Here is a 17662-nt window from a genome sequence, read left to right on the forward strand (position 1 = left end):
AACGAAGTCAGTGAGAATCCGCTCCTGGCTTTAAATGCCAGTTGATCCAGGCCCTGCGCCAATCAACCCCTCACTGCACCGGCAAGAAATTCAAGAACAACAGGCTCTGAGCGTAATTCAGGCCGATGCGCCGATAACGCTCATCCAGCATTTGGGTCAGCAGGTCGAGGCGCGCCACGATCTTGCCGAACTCCACGGCGAAACTCAGGTTGCTGCCCTCCTCCGAGATTTCGTTGGAGAACAGCAATAGTTCGCCCTTGGCGTTTTGTCGCTGGCTGAGCATCCACGTGGCCTTTTCAATGTTGCGCGCCGCGTTGCTGACGAACACCGGGTTAATGGCATCGGTCATGTAGAACGCCACCCGGTTGCCATGGGCGGTGACCAGCATGCTGCCGATGGCATAGATGAAGGCGCCGACCCGGTCGCCGAGAAATCCCGGACTCATGGCATAACTGAGCGCGGCCAGGTCTTTCCTGCCGCCGAGGGTGGGCAATGGTTGCTGCTGTTCGATGGCCACGCGCACCTGCTTCTCGGCGGTGGGGGCATCGATGAAGCCGGATTTTTTCAGTTCTTCGGGGTTACGCCGGTAGAGCTTGTTCATCAACAGATAGAGGCTGTCGAGGTTGTCACGCATGGCCAGGGTGGCCATGCGATCGACGCTCGTTTGCAGAAATTCCTGGGGCGTGCCTTCGCGCAACTGGTTGAAAATGTCGCCGCCTTGCTGCTGGCTGCAACCACTGGCACACAGCAATAGCAAACCGGCCAACAGGCGAATCGGGATCAGGCAATGGGCTAACGCTCGAACCATAGAGGGTTGGGCTTACACATGTCTGTTGCGGCGGGAGTCGCCACAACCTGGCCATGGATAGAGCCGGTTAACGGCAAAAAGTGCAGTATCGACCGATCACCGGCAACCTGCGTGATCATCCGCCGACTGAACCCGTGGGCTATTCTGCTGCCCACAGCAGTATCCATCGGTATTTAAACAGGAGGTTTACATGCACACGATCGAACTGGCAGGCGTCAGCGTTCCGGTCATCGGTCAGGGCACCTGGCGCATGGGCGAGGATCGCTCGGCGCATAAACAGGAAGTCGCGGCGCTGCGCCAGGGCATTGAACTGGGCATGACGCTGATCGACACCGCCGAAATGTACGCCGAGGGCGGCGCGGAGGAAGTGGTGGGCGAAGCCATCACAGGCCTGCGCGACCAGGTGTTTGTGGTCAGCAAAGTCTATCCGCACAACGCCAGTCGCAAAGGCATTCCCCAGGCGTGCGAGCGCAGCCTGCGACGGCTCGGTACTGATTACATCGATCTGTACCTGCTGCACTGGCGCGGCCAGTATCCGCTGGAGGAAACCGTCGAAGCCTTTGAGCGCCTGCGCGAAGACGGCAAGATCGGCCGTTGGGGCGTGTCCAATTTTGACGTCGATGACCTTGAAGAGCTTGGGGCGCCGGAGTGCGCCACCAATCAGGTGCTGTACAACCTGGAGTCGCGCGGCATCGAGTTCGACCTGCTGCCGTGGAGCCAGCAGCGACGACTACCGCTCATGGCCTACTGTCCGATTGGCCAGGGTGGGCATATGCTGGTCAATTCGACCCTCAAGCAGGTCGCCGCCCGTCATGGGGTGACGCCGGCTCAGGTGGCGCTGGCATGGATTGCGCGCCAGGACGGGGTGATCGCCATTCCCAAGGCGGTGCGGCCCGAGCATGTGCAACTCAATGCGCAAGCCGCACACATACAGCTGGACGCTGGGGATCTGGAGGCGCTGGACCAGGCATTTCAAGCGCCACAACGCAAACAGCGACTGGCCATGGTCTGAGCCGGCGCAGTCTGTGGGAGGACGTCGGCATGCGAAGTACCGATCCGCTCGACACGTTCAATCTGCAACGCTTTATCCCGGCGCAAGACCCGGTGTTCGAATGGGTCCAGGAAGAACTGCGCGCCGGGCACAAACGCCGGCACTGGATGTGGTTCATCTTCCCTCAGCTGGCCGGCCTCGGCGCCAGTGAAATGTCGCGCTACTTTGCCCTCGGCTCACGAGAAGAAGCGGCGGCGTACCTCAAGCACCCGCTGCTGGGCGCACGCCTGCGCACCTGCACGCAATTGGTGCTGAACATCCGCCAGCACTCGATTGCCGAGATTTTCGGCCACCCCGACGACCTGAAATTTCACTCATCGATCACCCTGTTCGCTCAGGTGGCTGCAGCCGACAGCGTGTTTCACCAGGCACTGGAGCAGTATTTTCACGGCATTGCCGATGACTGGACGCTGTTGCTGCTGGACTCAAAACAGGCCCAGCTGCCCACCAATCAGGGTTGAGAAGTCGTCATCGACAAACGGCAGGATCGCATCTGCCACCGGTTGCAATTGCCGGGTGACGTAGTGGTCGTAGTCGATGGCGGCGCTGCGGATCTCCAGCGGCTCGGGCCCGGCCAGGGTGATCACGTAGCTGATCCAGCCGCCGTTCTGGTATTGCCGTGGGCGGCCCTGACGGTCGTTGAACTCGTCGGCCATGCGCGCCGCCCGCACATGCGGTGGCACGTTGCGTTCGTAGTCATCGAGGGTGCGGCGCAGGCGCTTGCGGTAGACCAGGCGGTCGTCAAACTCCCCGGCCAGGGTCTTGCGCACGTAGTCGCGCACATAGTCCTGATAGGGCTTGCGGTGGAAAATCCGCGTATACAACTCCTGCTGGAACTGCCGCGCCAGCAGCGACCAGTCGGTGCGCACGGTTTCCAGACCTTTGTAGACCATCTCATCACTGCCATCGGCGTGCGTCACCAGCCCGGCGTAGCGCTTCTTGCTGCCCTCCTCGGCGCCGCGAATGGTCGGCATCAGAAAGCGTTTGTAGTGGATTTCGAACTGCAATTCCAGGGCGCTTTGCAGCCCGTATTGCTGACGCACATGCTCGCGCCACCACTGATTGACATGGTCCACCAGCGCCCGCCCGATCTTTGCCGCTTCTTCCTGGCCATGGGCGCGACGCAGCCAGACGAAGGTCGAGTCGGTATCACCGTAGATCACCGCATGGCCCTGGGCCTCGATCAACTGGCGGGTGCGCAGCATGATCTCGTGGCCGCGCAAGGTGATGGACGAAGCCAGCCGCGTATCGAAGAAGCGGCAGCCGCTTGAACCGAGTACGCCGTAGAAGGCGTTCATGATGATTTTCAGGGCCTGGGACAGCGGTGCGTTGTGTTCGCGCTTGGCGGTTTCCCGACCTTCGGCGACCCGGGCGACGATGGCCGGCAGGCAATGCCGGGTACGGGAAAACCGCGCACCGCGAAAGCCCGGCACCGACTCGCTGTCGTCCGGGTGTTCAAGCCCTTCGATCAGCCCCACCGGGTCGATCAGAAAGGTGCGGATGATCGACGGATAAAGGCTTTTGTAGTCGAGCACCAGCACCGATTCATAGAGCCCCGGTTGCGAGTCCATGACGAAGCCGCCGGGGCTGGCCTCAGGCGTCTTGCTGCCGAGGTTCGGCGCGACGAAGCCCTGACGGTGCATCAGCGGCATATAAAGGTGGGTAAACGCCGCCACCGATCCGCCACTGCGATCCGCCGGCAGACCGGTGACGCTGGCCCGTTCCAGCAGGAACGTCAGCAACTCGGTCTTGGCGAAGATCCGCGTCACCAGCTCGCAGTCCTTGAGGTTGTAGGTGGCCAGCGCCGGTTTGTCCTCGGCGAACATGCGGTTGATTTCGTCCATGCGCTGGTACGGCGTGCTGATCGCCTTGCCTTCGCCGAGCAGGGTTTGCGCGACGTTTTCCAGGCTGAACGAAGGGAAGCTCCAGGTCGCCGAGCGCAGCGACTCGATGCCGTCGATGATCAACCGGCCCGCCGCCGAAGCGAAGTAGTGGCTGCGACTGCCGTGTTCGCGCCATTGCATTTCCTCGCCATCACGTCCCAGTTTCAGCGGCACCGCCAGGCGCCGGGCATGTTGATGCAGCACCCGCAGGTCGAACTGCACCAGGTTCCAGCCGATGATGGCGTCCGGGTCGTGGCGGGCGAACCACTCGTTGAGGCGTTTGAGCAGCAGGGTGCGGGACTCGCAGTATTCGAGCTGGAAATCCACGGCGCTGGCATCGCCGTTGGGCGGGCCGAGCATGTACACCTGCCGCTCGCCGCAGCCTTGCAGGGCGATCGAATACAACTCGCCCTGCTCGGTGGTCTCGATGTCCAGCGAGACCAGCCGCAGCGCGGGACGATAATCGGGCGCCGGTTTCATCTGCGCATCGAGCAGCAGGCCGGCTCCATCGGCGGTGCCGCCGAACGTCACAGGCGCGGTGATGAAACGCTCCATCATGTAGCGCTCGGGCGGGCGCACATCGGCCTCGAACACCTCGACCCCGGCTTTGCGCAGGGCGGTTTCCAGGCGCATCAGCTGGCCGTGCTGCTGGCAATACAGGCCCAGCACCGGGCGATGTTCGAAGTCCTGTAGCGCGAGCGGTTTGAGCTCGACGTTCTTTTCGCCGCGCAGTAGCGTTTCGGCCTGCTCGCGTTGAACGACGGGGATAAACGCCACCGACGGCTGATGCGGCAGGCGGATGCGCCGGGGACCGTTGTCGGTCGCCAGCCAGAACTCGACTTGCGTACCGGCCGCGGTATCGCGCCAATGCCGGGTCAGGACGAAGCCCTGCTGTAAATCCACCACTGCAAACCTCGACAATTTGATCAGGTGCAGATTCTACGCGTCATCACACTGATTGCCCCGGCCAATTCCACTCCTGCGGCCACGCTTTATCTATGGAGAACCATTGACCACAGTTTCATATGTGTCATTGGGTATTTATTGACGAATACCCGCCAAATGACGTTTTTTGCATGTTATCCGGCGCTTTGCGCCTTGCTCTGCGCGCTGGCGTCTACGATGCTTCTATAACAACGACAACACCGAGAAACTGCCATGAAAACTGTCGCCCAACTGCTCAAGCTGAAGGCCAACGAAAACCAGCAAGTCCACACCATCGCCCCGCATCAGATGGTGCTGGAAGCGCTGATGGTCATGGCCGCCAAAAACGTCGGCGCGCTGCCGGTCGTCGAAGGAGGCGAAGTCGTCGGCATCATCAGCGAGCGTGACTACGCGCGCAAACTGGTGCTCAAGGGGCGTTCCTCGGTGGGCACCCCGGTCAGCGAGATCATGGTGTCGCCGGTGATCACCGTGGACACCCACCAAAGCGTCGAGACCTGCATGGGCATCATGTCCGACAAACGCCTGCGCCACTTGCCGGTGGTCGAGGGCGGCCAGTTGCTGGGGTTGCTGTCGATTGGTGACCTGGTCAAGGAAGCAATTGCCGAACAGGCGGAGCTGATCAAGCAGTTGGAGCAGTACATTCGGGGGGAGTGATCCACCCGCTACACCCCACATCCAATGTGGGAGCGAGCCTGCTCGCGAAAGCGGTGTATCAGCCAGCCCATGTGTTGACTGCCACACCCTCATCGCGAGCAAGCTCGCTCCCACATTGGTTCTGCGGTGTTTTCGAGTTTTTGGGCCCGACACAAATCAACTGTGGGAGCGAGCTTGCTCGCGATGGCGGTGTATCAGCCAGCCCAGGTGTTGACTGCCACACCCTCATCGCGGGCAAGCCCGCTCCCACATTGGTTCTGCGGTGTTTGCAAGTTTTTGGGTCCGACACAAATCAACTGTGGGAGCGAGCCTGCTCGCGAAAGCGGTGTATCAGCCAGCCCAGGTGTTGACTGCCACACCCTCATCGCGAGCAAGCCCGCTCCCACATTGGTTCTGCGGTGTTTTCGAGTATTTGGGCCCGACACAAATCAACTGTGGGAGCGAGCTTGCTCGCGATGGCGGTGTATCAGCCAGCCCATGTGTTGACTGCCACACCCTCATCGCGGGCAAGCCTGCTCCCACATTGGTTCTGCGGTGTTTTCGAGTTTTTGGGCCCGACGCAAATCAACTGTGGGAGCGAACCTGCTCGCGAAAGCGGTGTATCAGCCAGCCCATGTGTTGACTGCCACACCCTCATCGCGGGCAAGCCTGCTCCCACATTGGTTCTGCGGTGTTTTCAAGTTTTTGGGCCCGACACAAATCAACTGTGGGAGCGAGCTTGCTCGCGAAAGCGGTGTATCAGCCAGCCCATGTGTTGACTGCTACACCCTCATCGCGAGCAGCTCGCTCCCACATTGGTTCTGCGGTGTTCTCAAGTTTTTGGGCCCGACACAAATCAACTGTGGGAGCGAGCTTGCTCGCGAAAGCGGTGTATCAGCCAGCCCAGGTGTTGACTGCCACACCCTCATCGCGGGCAAGCCCGCTCCCACATTGGTTCTGCGGTGTTTTCGAGTTTTTGGGCCCGACGCAAATCAACTGTGGGAGCGAACCTGCTCGCGAAAGCGGTGTATCAGCCAGCCCAGGTGTTGACTGCCACACCCTCATCGCGAGCAGCTCGCTCCCACATTGGTTCTGCGGTGTTTTCGAGTTTTTGGGCCCGACACAAATCAACTGTGGGAGCGAGCAGGCTCTCTCCCACACTTTTGGTCTTGTGGTGTTCTCAGGATGGCCAATGCCGCGCAAATACCGGGGCCAGTGTCGGGTGCCGGTCGATACGTTCCAGCCAGGTGGAGAACCCGGGCCGGGCATTGCGCAAATACTCTCGGCTGCCCGCCCAGCGACTCACCACCGCTGCCAGCACATCCAGCGCCCCCGGTTTCTCGATCCCCAGGTACAACTCGCCGGAAAACTGATCGGCAAACACCTCCCAGCTCCAGTGCAAACGTGCTCGGGCGCCGGCCATCAGGTTTTCCCGGGACGACTCATCCGCCTCGGCCAGCCAGCGTTCGGGGTAGTCGACTATGCCAATGGCCGCATAGCAATTAGTGACGATGTAGGTCATCCCACGAATCGCCTGGTCGCGTTCGCGGGCATCGCTCGGCAGCAGTCTGGCGGCGGGAAACGTCAGGCCCAGGTGAATCAGGATCGCCGCACTCTCGGTCAGCACATCGCCCGATGGGGTTTGCAGCGTGGGAATCTGTTGCAGCGGGTTGAGCTTTTCCAGCGCCTGCGTGGCCTCGGCCGATGCCTCTACATCGATGAAGCGATACGGCACGTCACACAGTTCCAGTGCCGCTTCGATGGCGGCCGCACCGGAGTTGGTTTTTCCGTAGAGCTGATACATGTCAGTGCCTCCTCCTGGCGTGTTCGAAGCATAGTCACTGGAACGCGGTCTGTGGGAGCAGAGCGTGCTCCGGGCGACGTGCCAGGCGACATCGCTATTGACGGTGCTGGCGCCATCGCGAGCAATCGCGGCGCCCACAAGGATTGCTGAGGATTGCGACCCGGCGGGGGCGACGAGGCCCATGCCCGTGCCAACCCTCTAAGCAACACCATCAATCAAATGGGGGAGCTGGCTTGCCTGCCATGGCGTCGGGAAGCCAACATTTATGTCGCCTGACTGTCCGCTATCGCAGGCAAGCCAGCTCCCACAGGTTTTGTAGTGTTTGAGGGTTCTATGCTCCAGCCCGCCCCATACACCGCCGATACCGCTCATCCACCCGTTTGGCAAACCATGCCGTGGTCAGTTTGCGGGTGATCTTCGGGCTATGCAGTTCAATGCCCGGCAGCACCGCCCGGGGCAGCGGCTTGCCCTCGGCCTTTTCGGCCAACGCAAAGACCTGCTTGTACAGCTGGGTGTCTTCGAACCCGAGGGTCTGGCCTTTTTCCAGTTGATCGCGAATCGCCGGATTGCGCATGCCCAGCTGCTTGCCCAGCGTACGCACCGCCAGTTCCGTGGTGCCGGGCATGATCGAGTCGTAGCGGATCACGTCGCCGTCCAGCGCCAATGGCACGCCCGAGGCACGCGACACTGCGTTCTGAAACGCGGCATTGCGGCTGGCGTACCAACCGGCGTTGAAATCGGCAAACCGGTACAGCGGGTCGTTGTAGTTCACCGGGTAACCGAGCAAGTGCGCGATGCCGAAATACATGCCGCCGCGCCGGGTAAACACTTCGTGGCGGATCGTGCCGGTGACCGGGTACGGGTAATTCTGCGCATGCTGCTCGGCGAATTCGACACTGACCTGCATCGGTCCTGCGGTGTGCACCGGGTTGAAGCCGGCAAACAGCGTCTTGCCCAGTGGCACCATGGCAATGAAGTCATCAAAGATCGCGCTCAATTCCTTTTCGCTGCGAGCGGCGTTGAGGCGCTCGCTGTAACGCTTGCCCGAGGGCGAACGTACTTGCAGCGCGGCGCTGACCAACAGGGCGGGAATATGGACCCTGGCGGCACGACGGTCGATTTCGTCACGGGCGATCTTGCCCATGCCGGGCACGGTCGGGTCGACTTGAAAGGTCGATTCCTGCTCGGCAACGGCCAGCACCGAACAGAGGTTTTGCGTGGTTGGCGAGAGCTTCTGCGCGGCGAACGCGGCATAAATATCGGTTGCCCAGCCTTCGCGGTCGGCGACTTTGGCCGGCATCAGGCGCACGAGTTCGGCTTTGACTTCAGCCGGGGGACGGGCGGCAGTTTGCTGGGCGCGCTGGCCGGCGCAACCGGCCAGAAGGATGAGTGCGCTGAGGGTGGTGATCAATCTGTTGGCTTGCATGGGGCTCCCTGACAACCATTTAACCGGGACAACCATACGATCAAAAACCTGTGGGAGCGAGCCTGCTCGCGAAGCGGTGTGTCAGTCAGCATCAATATCGGATGTGCCACAGCCTTCGCGAGCAGGCTCGCTCCCACAGGGGATATTTGTCAGTCTCAAGAAATAGCACCCACTCTGAACCATACTTGCCCCACCCACCCTCTCGGAGAATCGCCCCATGAACCGAAGTGACGTGCTGATCATCGGCGCCGGCCCCACCGGGTTGGTGCTGGCGTTGTGGCTGAGCAAACTCGGGGTTCAGGTGCGGATCATCGACAGGACCAGCGCCCCCGGCACCACCTCCCGGGCATTGGCGGTGCAGGCGCGGACGCTGGAGTTGTATCGCCAGCTCGATCTCAGCGAGGCCATCGTGCAAAACGGCCATCGGGTGGCGGCGGCGAATTTCTGGGTCAAGGGTGAAGCTGTTGCGCGCCTGCCCCTGAGCAAAATCGGCGAAGGGCTGACGCCCTACTCGTTCATGGAGATTTTCCCGCAGGACGCGCACGAAAAGCTGTTGATCGAACGCCTGGAGCGCTTCGGCGTGCGGGTGGAGCGCAACACCGAACTTGAGCGTTTCAAGGAAACCGGCGACGGCATCACCGCGCAGCTGCGTCTGCCCGACGGACAGCAGCAAACGTTTGAAGCCAGTTACCTGGCCGGCTGCGATGGCGCCCGCTCCATCGTGCGCAAGACCCTTGACGCGGATTTTCCCGGTGGCACCTACCAGCAGATTTTCTACGTGGCCGATGTCCAGGCCAGTGGCCCGACGTTCAACGGTGAGCTGCATGTGGACCTCGACCAGGCGGACTTTCTGGCAGTGTTCCCGCTGGCCAGTGAGGGCCATGCCCGACTGATCGGCACCGTGCGCGACGAGCGCGCCGATCACCCCGAGACGCTGCGTTTCGAAGACGTCAGCCACCACGCCATCGAACACTTGAACGTGCAGGTCGAACACGTGAACTGGTTTTCCACCTACCGGGTGCATCACCGCGTGGCGGAGTTCTTTCGCAGCGGTCGCGCCTTTCTGCTCGGCGACGCGGCCCATGTGCACAGTCCGGTGGGCGGCCAGGGCATGAATACCGGCATCGGCGACGCCATCAACCTGGCTTGGAAACTGGCGGCGGTGCTCAATGGCCGCGCCAAGGACAAACTGCTCGACAGCTATGAAACCGAACGCATTGCCTTCGCCCGACGGCTGGTGAGTACCACGGACCGGGTGTTCAGTTTTGTCACCGCCGAAGGCAAGGTTGCCGACCTGCTGCGCACGCGCCTGGCGCCGTTCCTGATTCCGAAAATGGCCTCGTTGGAGGCGGGTCGCGAGTTTCTGTTTCGCACGGTGTCGCAGATCACCCTCAACTACCGAGGCATGCCGCTGAGCGAAGGCGTTGCCGGTCACGTTCACGGTGGCGACCGTCTGCCTTGGGCGCATGATGACGAAGGGGACAATTTCGAACCGCTGAGAAACCCGGTCTGGCAGGTGCATGTCTACGGCGACACCAGCGACGAAATGATCGCCTGGTGCAATGAGCACCAACTGCCATTGCATGTGTTTGACTGGCGGCCGGCGTTTGAGGAAGCCGGGTTGGCGCGCAACGGGTTTTACCTGTTGCGTCCGGACACCTATGTGGCGATTGCCGACAACAGTGCCGATCCGAAAGTGATCGAGCGGTATTTGCGTGATCACGGGATTCGGGCGTTTTTCGGCTGACCCGGATTTCAGGCTCGCATCCATCCTTGTGGCGAGGGAGTTTGCTCGCGCTGGGTTGCGCAGCGCGCCCCAACACCGACAACGGCGTTTAGCCTGAGACGCCACGGTCATCGGATTTACGACTGCTTCGCAGCCGAGCGGGAGCAAGCTCCCTCGCCACACAGTATCCAGTGACTGGAAGGGGTCAGATCCCGGCCAGTGCCAGGTCCATCGCAAAGTAGGTAAAGATCAAGTCTGCGCCCGCCCGCTTGATCGCGCCCAGGCTTTCGCGCACCACGCGGTCTTCATCGATCGCCCCGGCCTGTGCGCCGAATTTGATCATCGCGTACTCGCCGCTGACCTGATACGCCGACAGTGGCAAGCGCGAGACTTCGCGGATGTCGCGGATGATGTCCAGGTACGCGCCGGCCGGCTTGACCATCAGCGCGTCGGCGCCTTCCTGCTCGTCCAGCAACGATTCGCGCACCGCTTCGCGGCGGTTCATCGGGTTCATCTGGTAGCTTTTGCGATCGCCTTTGAGCGCGCTGCCACCGGCTTCGCGGAACGGGCCGTACAGCGCCGAAGCAAATTTGGTCGAGTAGGCCATGATCGGAATCTGGGTGAACCCGGCAGCATCCAGCGCCCGGCGAATCGCCTGGACCTGGCCGTCCATGGCGGCGGACGGCGCGATCACGTCGGCCCCGGCCTGGGCGGCAGCAACGGCTTGTCGGCCGAGGTTGATCAGGGTCTGGTCGTTGTCCACTTCGTGGTTGTGCAGCACGCCGCAATGACCGTGGTCGGTGTATTCGCAGAAGCAGGTGTCGGACATCACGATCATTTCCGGCACGGCGTCCTTGGCGATGCGCGACATGCGCGACACCAGGCCGTTGTCGCGCCAGGTGTCGCTGCCGCTGGCGTCCAGGTGATGGGACACGCCGAAGGTCATCACCGACTTGATACCGGCACGGGCATAGCGCTCGATCTCGCCGGCCAGTTTCGACTCGGGAATACGCATCACACCCGGCATGCTTTTGATCGGCACGAAGTCGTCGATCTCTTCTTCAACGAAAATCGGCAGCACCAGATCGTTGAGACTGAACTCGGTTTCCTGGAACAGGCTGCGCAGGCTCGCATTGCGGCGCAGACGGCGTGGACGTGCTTCGGGGAACTGACTGGACATGGGCATTCCTGAAAAATCGGGGACGAGACAAACGTCGTAGGGGGCGAAGCTTATGCCCTGCAAGGCGCCGGACACAAATCCCGGGCGCATAAAAACCGTTACCGGTTTGGCAATAATCCTTTGATCGAATACATAACCCCTGTGGGAGCAAGCCCGCTCCCACAGGGGCTGATTCGGCTCAAAGGGTCAGTTGCCCACTGATGCACGTCACCACCGCCCCACCCACCCAGATCTCATCCCCCACCTGCTCCACCTCGATCCGCCCTGCCCGGCCCATGGTCAGGCCCTGGCTGACGGCATAACGGGCCGGCGCCAGCCCTTCACCCAGCAACCATTGTGCGATGCCGGCATTGAGACTGCCGGTGGCCGGGTCTTCGGGCATGCCGTCGCCGGAAATGAAAGCGCGCACTTCGAACTGTGCCTCATCGCCGTCACGCTCCGGCTGCCACGGTGCAATAACGCCGACGGCCAACCCTGACATCTGCGAGTGATCCGGCTGCAAGTCCAGCACTTGCTGGCGATCACCCAGCATCAGCGCCAGCCACCCAGCGCCGTTATCGACCCACTGCGCCCGGACAATCGCCCCCGGTTCCAGCCCAAGTCCGCGCCGCACGCGCTCCAGCACCTCGGCTTCTACCGGCCCGGTGCGCAACAGCGGCGGCGCCAGAAACGCCAGCTCCGCGCCCTGGCGTCGGACCCGCACCAGCCCGACACCGCACTCCTGAACCACGTCCTCACCCTTGGGCACGCCACCGGCTTCCAGCCAGGCATGGCAGGTGCCCAAGGTCGGATGCCCGGCGAACGGCAACTCGCTGAGCGTGGTAAAAATCCGCACCCGGTAGTCGGCCCGCGGGTCACAGGGCTTGAGCACGAACGTGGTTTCGCTGAGGTTGGTCCAACTGGCGAACGCTGCCATGCGTTCGTCGCCGAGGTCGTCAGCCCCCAATACCACGGCCAGCGGGTTGCCCTTGAGCGCAACGCGGCTGAAGACATCGACTTGCTTGAAATCGTAGGAATGCATGGCCTGCCCTGGTCTTTGATGATTCTGTCTTATTTGGGAATTTCCAGCCCACGAATCACCGCTGGCCGGGCGAGGAAGCGCGCCAGCACCCGTGTGACATTCGGGAAATTATTGATGCCCACCAGATCACCGGCCTCGTAGAAACCAATCAGGTTGCGCACCCACGGGAACGTGGCGATGTCGGCGATGGTGTAGCGCTCGCCCATGATCCAGTCGCGGCCTTCGAGATGGGTGTCGAGGACGTTGAGCAGGCGTTTGCTTTCCTCGACGTAGCGATCACGCGGGCGTTTGTCCTCGAAGTCCTTGCCGGCAAATTTGTTGAAAAACCCGACCTGGCCGAACATCGGACCGATACCGCCCATCTGGAACATCAGCCACTGGATCGTCTCGTAGCGCGCCGCCGATTCCTGGGCCAGCAGTTGCCCGCTCTTGTCGGCGAGGTAGATCAGGATCGCCCCGGACTCGAACAACGGCAACGGAGTGTCACCGGGACCGTGAGGGTCGAGGATCGCCGGGATCTTGTTGTTGGGGTTAAGCGACATGAACTCGGGGGACAGTTGGTCCTGGGTCTCGAAGCTGACTTTGTGCGGCTCGTAGGGCAGGCCGATCTCTTCAAGCATGATCGACACCTTGACGCCATTGGGTGTCGGCAAGGAGTACAGCTGGATCCAGTCCGGGTAATGCGCCGGCCATTTGCCGGTAACAGGGAACGCAGTGAGATCGGTCATGGCAACGTCCACGAAACTATGGGAACGCTGATCATATCCATAAATCCGCAACATCCTGTCGTTAACCTTCATCCCAGCCCCTTCATGGTTGCCGCTACAGTGCGGCGGCTTCTGAACCAACGGGGCTGTAGTGACTCAGATGGAGCGATTCAATGACAGGGAAAACACCGACGCAGGGAATGCGCGGTGTAACGGTTTGTCAGCCCTTAACCGACCGAGCTCAAGAATTCCTGACGAATGATGAACCCATTGCATTTGGCCAAACGTTTCAAGCATCGCGCGTATCTGTTGCTGCCCATCCTGCTGGCGGCCAGCACGCTGTTGCTGTCGCTTGAGTCCGGCGAAAGCCGCGCCCAACCGGCGGATGGCACGCAAACCCTGGTGTTCCTGCGTCACGCCGAGAAACCCGCCGGCGGTCTGGGCCAGCTCAATTGCCAGGGCCTCAATCGCGCCATCAACCTGGCGACCTTGCTGCCGGAAAAGTTCGGCAAGGCCGATTACGTGTTCGCCGCCAACCCGACCCGTAACGTCGAGGAAGGCGAATTCGACAATTCCTACAGCTACATCCGCCCGCTGATGACCATCGGCCCCAGCGCCATCAAACTCGGCCTGCCGGTGAATATCGAGTTCTCGGCCAACGACACCAGCGACCTGGCGGACGAACTGCTGCACGACAAGTACCACAACTCGATCATCTACACCGCCTGGTCCCACGGCTACCTGCCGGAGCTGATCAACAAGGTCGCCGGGCAAGCGGCGGGCAAGAAACAGAACATCACCGAGGACTGGGCGTCCAGCGACTATGACTCGCTGTTCGTGCTGACCCTGACCTGGCACAACGGCAAGGCCAGCGTGGTGAGTCACAGCTACAAGCAGGGGCTGGATAACGGGCCGCAGAGCTGCCCGACATAACAAGTAAGTACAGACAACACAAAACCCTGTGGGAGCGAGCCTGCTCGCGAAGGCGATAGGTCAGCCAACATTGATGTTGAACTTGACATCGCTATCGCGAGCAAGCTCGCTCCCACAGGTCATTCTCCAGACTCGGAATCAGCGTTGGTAATGGGCCTGGGCTATCATGTCTGCATCTGCCCCCTCTCCCGGAATCATGTCATGTCTCTCACAACCGTCGCTGCCCCTGTCCGGGGCTGGTCGTTCTGGTGGAAACCCGCCCTGTTCGTGCTCGTCGCCTGTGTCGGCCTCTACTACGTCAAGTGGTCGCCCTACTACTTCAAGGCCTTCGTCGCCGCTGATAACCACAGCATCGGCGCCTCGATTCTCAACGACCAACAGACCACGCCCCTGAGCGCCGCCCTGGCCTATGCCCAGGTGTATTTCCTGGCGATCTGGAAGGCTGCCGTGCTGGCGGTGATTCTCGGTTCGCTGCTGCAAGTATTGATCCCACGGGACTGGCTGCTGCGCCTGTTTGGCCGCGCCGGTTTCGCCTCGACGGTACGCGGCGGCCTGTTCGCCCTGCCGGGCATGATGTGTTCGTGCTGCGCCGCGCCAGTGGCGGCGGGCATGCGTCGTCAGAACGTATCGGTGGGCGCGGCGCTGGCGTTCTGGATCGGCAACCCGGTACTCAACCCGGCGACCCTGGTGTTCATGGGCTTCGTGCTCGGTTGGGGCTTTACCGTGTTGCGCCTGGTGGCGGGCATCGTGCTGGTGTTTGGCGTATCAATGGTCGCCCAGCGCATCGCCGGCCCGGAAACGCTGCCTGAAGCTGCCGTCGAAGCCGTGGCCGACGCCAGCGAACAGGACACCCAACCGTTTCTGACCCGCTGGGGCAAGACGCTCTGGCAACTGTTCTGGAGCACCATCCCGGTCTACATCCTCGCGGTGCTGGTGTTGGGTGCGGTGCGGGTCTGGGTGTTCCCGCACATCGATGGCGCCATGGCCAACAGCCTGCTGTGGCTGGTGCCGCTGGCGATCATCGGCACGCTGTTCGTGATCCCGACGGCGGCTGAAATTCCTATTGTGCAGACCATGATGACGCTGGGCATGGGCACCGCCCCGGCGGTGGCCCTGTTGATGACGCTGCCGAGCGTCAGCCTGCCGTCGCTGCTGATGCTGCGTAAGGATTTCGATGCGCGGGTACTGGTGAGCGTGGCGGTGATGACCATGCTGGTCGGGGTGATTTGCGGGTTGATCGGGACGGTGGTGCTCTAGGATTTGTAGCATCCGTCAAGCCTCTTCGCGGGCAAGCCCGCTCCCACAGTTGATCGCGTTCGTCAGGACAACTCGATCAATTGCGGGGGCGGGCTTACTCGGGAAGGGGCCGGGCGAAACCCCCTCACCCGCGCGAACTGACCCGCTCGCGCAGATACTCCAGCACCGCCCCTTGCTCCCCCGCAAACTCGATCCGTGCGCCTTTCTTCTCGCGCTGGAACGCATACATCGGGTCGTAATACTCGCGCAGCAATCCTTCGATCCAGCCCCGGTGCACATCCACCGACCCGCTGCGACCCTGCTCCGCCAGGGCATCTTCCATCAAAATAAACAGCCGCCGATGACGCTCGCCGCCCAGGCGCTTCTGCACGTTGTTCAGGCTTTCCAGCAGTCGCTCGCAAAACAGTGCAAAGCCGTCATCGCCATGCACACCGATGAATTCGGCGCACAAATCCACCACGTAATCACGCAGGATCCGCTCGACGCGGCCCTCGAGGCTGTCTTGCAGCCAGACCATCGGAAACTGCTGCATGCCCTGAAACAGCGGCAACGGCAGTGCGCAACTGCCCACTGCGCGGCTCTCGTCTTCCAGCACGAACTGGTCGATGCCACGGGCGCGTTTCTTCAGCACGTCGACGGCCAAACGGTTTTCGAAATCGATGTTGGACGGCTGGCCGGTGGCGCGCTTGCCGAAGCTGGAACCGCGGTGATTGGCATGGCCCTCAAGGTCCAGGCCGTTGCTCAGTTGAACCAGCGCCTCGGTCTTGCCGGTGCCGGTCATGCCGCCCAGCAGGACGAAGTCGCACTGGGCAATGGCTTGATCCATGGTCTCCAGCAAAAACGAACGCATGGCCTTGTAGCCGCCACCGATCCTCGGATAGTCGATACCGGCCTCATCCTTGAGCCACTGCTGGACGATCTGCGAGCGCAGGCCACCGCGAAAACAATACAGATAGCCGTCCGGGTGGGATCGGGCGAAATCGGCCCAGGCGGCGACACGCTCAGCCTTGACCTCGCCGGACACCAATTGATGCCCGAGGGCGATGGCCGCCTGCTGGCCCTGCTGCTTGTAGCTGGTGCCGACGCGTTGCCGTTCATGGTCATTCATCAGCGGCAGATTGACCACGCCGGGGAACGAGCCTTTGACAAACTCGACCGGCGCACGCGCATCCATCATCGGCCGGTCGTTGAGAAAGATGTCGCGGTAATCGGTGAAGTCGACTGACATCAAAACACCTCGACCGCGTGGGTCTGTCGCTCAACCAGCTCGCCGATCGGCTCAAGGGCCAGGCCCAGTTCGGCGGCGACCGCGAGGAACTCGGCGTTGCCCTGAGGCGTGACGGCAACCAGCAGGCCGCCACTGGTTTGTGGGTCGCACAGCACGCGCTTGTGCAGCTCCTGCACCCGCCCGACCTTGCTGGCGTAGCTGTCGAAGTTGCGCAGCGTGCCGCCGGGCACGCAGCCCTGTTCCAGGTAGTACTCGACCCCCGGCAGTTGCGGCACGCGGGTGTACTCGATGCGTGCGGTGACGCCGCTGCCATCGGCCATTTCCACCAGGTGCCCGAGCAGGCCGAAACCGGTGACGTCAGTCATTGCGCTCACGCCTTCGAGCTTGCCGAAGCGGCTGCCGGGTTTGTTCAGGGTGCACATCCAGTCACGGGCCAGGCCAATGTCGGCATGGCGCAGCTTGCCCTTCTTCTCGGCGGTGGTGAGGATGCCGATGCCCAGCGGTTTGGTGAGATAGAGCAGGCAGCCAGCGGTGGCGGTGTCGTTGCGTTTCATGTGGCGTTTTTGCACCAGACCGGTGACAGCCAGGCCAAAAATCGGCTCCGGTGCATCAATGGAGTGGCCCCCGGCCAGCGGGATACCGGCCTCGTCGCAGATCGAGCGCCCGCCGCGAATCACTTCCCGGGCAATCTCCGGGGCCAGCACATTGACCGGCCAGCCGAGGATTGCAATCGCCATCAACGGATCACCGCCCATGGCGTAGATGTCGCTGATGGCGTTAGTGGCGGCGATGCGGCCGAAATCGAACGGGTCGTCGACAATCGGCATGAAGAAGTCGGTGGTCGAAACCACGCCGCGCTCTTCATCGATGGCATACACTGCCGCGTCATCGCGCGAGGCGTTGCCGACCCACAGTTTCGGATCCAGGTTCTGCGCACCGCTGCCGGCCAGAATCACTTCCAGCACCTGGGGGGAAATCTTGCAACCGCATCCGGCGCCGTGGCTGTATTGGGTCAGACGAACGGGTTCGCTCATGGGGTGCACCTCGGTGGGGTCAATGG

General features: G+C 61.9%; 15 protein-coding genes. 6 read left to right on the forward strand and 9 right to left on the reverse strand.

Translation table 11 applies throughout. The features are described from left to right. Positions 1-70: 70 nt before the first annotated feature. Positions 71-808 (reverse strand): hypothetical protein, encoded by a 738-nt coding sequence (locus POF45_RS05850; protein ID WP_259495097.1) that lies wholly within the window; start codon positions 806-808, stop codon positions 71-73. Between the two features lie 190 nt (positions 809-998). Between POF45_RS05850 and POF45_RS05855 the strand changes: the two genes are divergently transcribed. Both POF45_RS05855 and POF45_RS05860 read left to right on the forward strand, forming a co-directional pair. Next, positions 999-1820 (forward strand): aldo/keto reductase, encoded by an 822-nt coding sequence (locus POF45_RS05855; protein ID WP_259495098.1) that lies wholly within the window; start codon positions 999-1001, stop codon positions 1818-1820. 29 nt (positions 1821-1849) lie between these two features. After that, positions 1850-2320, forward strand: coding sequence for a DUF1810 domain-containing protein (locus POF45_RS05860; protein WP_282315310.1), 471 nt, complete (start codon positions 1850-1852; stop codon positions 2318-2320). On the opposite strand, the gene POF45_RS05865 is transcribed toward POF45_RS05860, so the two are convergent. Next, on the reverse strand, positions 2285-4645 hold the full coding sequence (locus POF45_RS05865) for a DNA polymerase II (protein WP_282315312.1): 2361 nt from the start codon (positions 4643-4645) through the stop codon (positions 2285-2287). The genes POF45_RS05860 and POF45_RS05865 overlap by 36 nt on opposite strands. A gap of 255 nt (positions 4646-4900) precedes the next feature. On the opposite strand from POF45_RS05865, the gene POF45_RS05870 reads away from it, so the two are divergent. Continuing rightward, positions 4901-5341, forward strand: coding sequence for a CBS domain-containing protein (locus POF45_RS05870; RefSeq protein WP_259495103.1), 441 nt, complete (start codon positions 4901-4903; stop codon positions 5339-5341). Between the two features lie 1159 nt (positions 5342-6500). Here POF45_RS05870 and POF45_RS05875 read toward each other — a convergent pair. Next, the gene (locus POF45_RS05875; protein ID WP_282315314.1) at positions 6501-7124 is read right to left on the reverse strand and encodes a glutathione S-transferase N-terminal domain-containing protein; all 624 of its coding nucleotides are present in this window, start codon (positions 7122-7124) and stop codon (positions 6501-6503) included. A 331-nt stretch (positions 7125-7455) separates the two neighbouring features. Continuing rightward, positions 7456-8550, reverse strand: a complete 1095-nt coding sequence (locus tag POF45_RS05880) for a DUF1615 domain-containing protein (RefSeq protein ID WP_282315316.1) — start codon at positions 8548-8550, stop codon at positions 7456-7458. 217 nt (positions 8551-8767) lie between these two features. On the opposite strand from POF45_RS05880, the gene POF45_RS05885 reads away from it, so the two are divergent. Continuing rightward, positions 8768-10297, forward strand: coding sequence for an FAD-dependent oxidoreductase (locus tag POF45_RS05885; RefSeq protein WP_282315318.1), 1530 nt, complete (start codon positions 8768-8770; stop codon positions 10295-10297). A gap of 184 nt (positions 10298-10481) precedes the next feature. Here the strand turns inward: POF45_RS05885 and hemB are convergent, their stop codons facing one another. The 3 genes from hemB to POF45_RS05900 all read right to left on the reverse strand — a co-directional run bounded on the left by hemB (position 10482) and on the right by POF45_RS05900 (position 13205). Beyond that, the gene (hemB, locus tag POF45_RS05890) at positions 10482-11456 is read right to left on the reverse strand and encodes a porphobilinogen synthase (RefSeq protein ID WP_259495107.1); all 975 of its coding nucleotides are present in this window, start codon (positions 11454-11456) and stop codon (positions 10482-10484) included. Positions 11457-11634: 178 nt separating this feature from the next. After that, positions 11635-12477, reverse strand: coding sequence for a PhzF family phenazine biosynthesis protein (locus POF45_RS05895; protein WP_259495108.1), 843 nt, complete (start codon positions 12475-12477; stop codon positions 11635-11637). A 29-nt stretch (positions 12478-12506) separates the two neighbouring features. Then, positions 12507-13205: a glutathione binding-like protein gene (locus POF45_RS05900; RefSeq protein ID WP_259495109.1), complete on the reverse strand. Its 699-nt coding sequence runs from the start codon at positions 13203-13205 to the stop codon at positions 12507-12509. A 237-nt stretch (positions 13206-13442) separates the two neighbouring features. Here POF45_RS05900 and POF45_RS05905 point away from each other — a divergent pair, with 237 nt between their 5' ends. Beyond that, positions 13443-14117 (forward strand): histidine phosphatase family protein, encoded by a 675-nt coding sequence (locus tag POF45_RS05905; RefSeq protein WP_259495110.1) that lies wholly within the window; start codon positions 13443-13445, stop codon positions 14115-14117. A 201-nt stretch (positions 14118-14318) separates the two neighbouring features. Further along, complete coding sequence (locus tag POF45_RS05910) at positions 14319-15374, forward strand: permease (RefSeq protein ID WP_282315319.1); 1056 nt, start codon at positions 14319-14321, stop codon at positions 15372-15374. 124 nt (positions 15375-15498) lie between these two features. On the opposite strand, the gene mnmH is transcribed toward POF45_RS05910, so the two are convergent. Together mnmH and selD are read right to left on the reverse strand one after the other, a co-directional pair. After that, positions 15499-16602: a tRNA 2-selenouridine(34) synthase MnmH gene (gene mnmH, locus POF45_RS05915; protein WP_282315320.1), complete on the reverse strand. Its 1104-nt coding sequence runs from the start codon at positions 16600-16602 to the stop codon at positions 15499-15501. Then, positions 16602-17636 (reverse strand): selenide, water dikinase SelD, encoded by a 1035-nt coding sequence (selD, locus tag POF45_RS05920; protein ID WP_259495114.1) that lies wholly within the window; start codon positions 17634-17636, stop codon positions 16602-16604. Before selD ends, mnmH begins: the two co-directional genes overlap by 1 nt. Positions 17637-17662: the final 26 nt, after the last annotated feature.

It is taken from the genome of Pseudomonas fungipugnans (assembly GCF_029955235.1).
Taxonomy (GTDB): Bacteria; Pseudomonadota; Gammaproteobacteria; order Pseudomonadales; family Pseudomonadaceae; genus Aquipseudomonas; species Aquipseudomonas fungipugnans.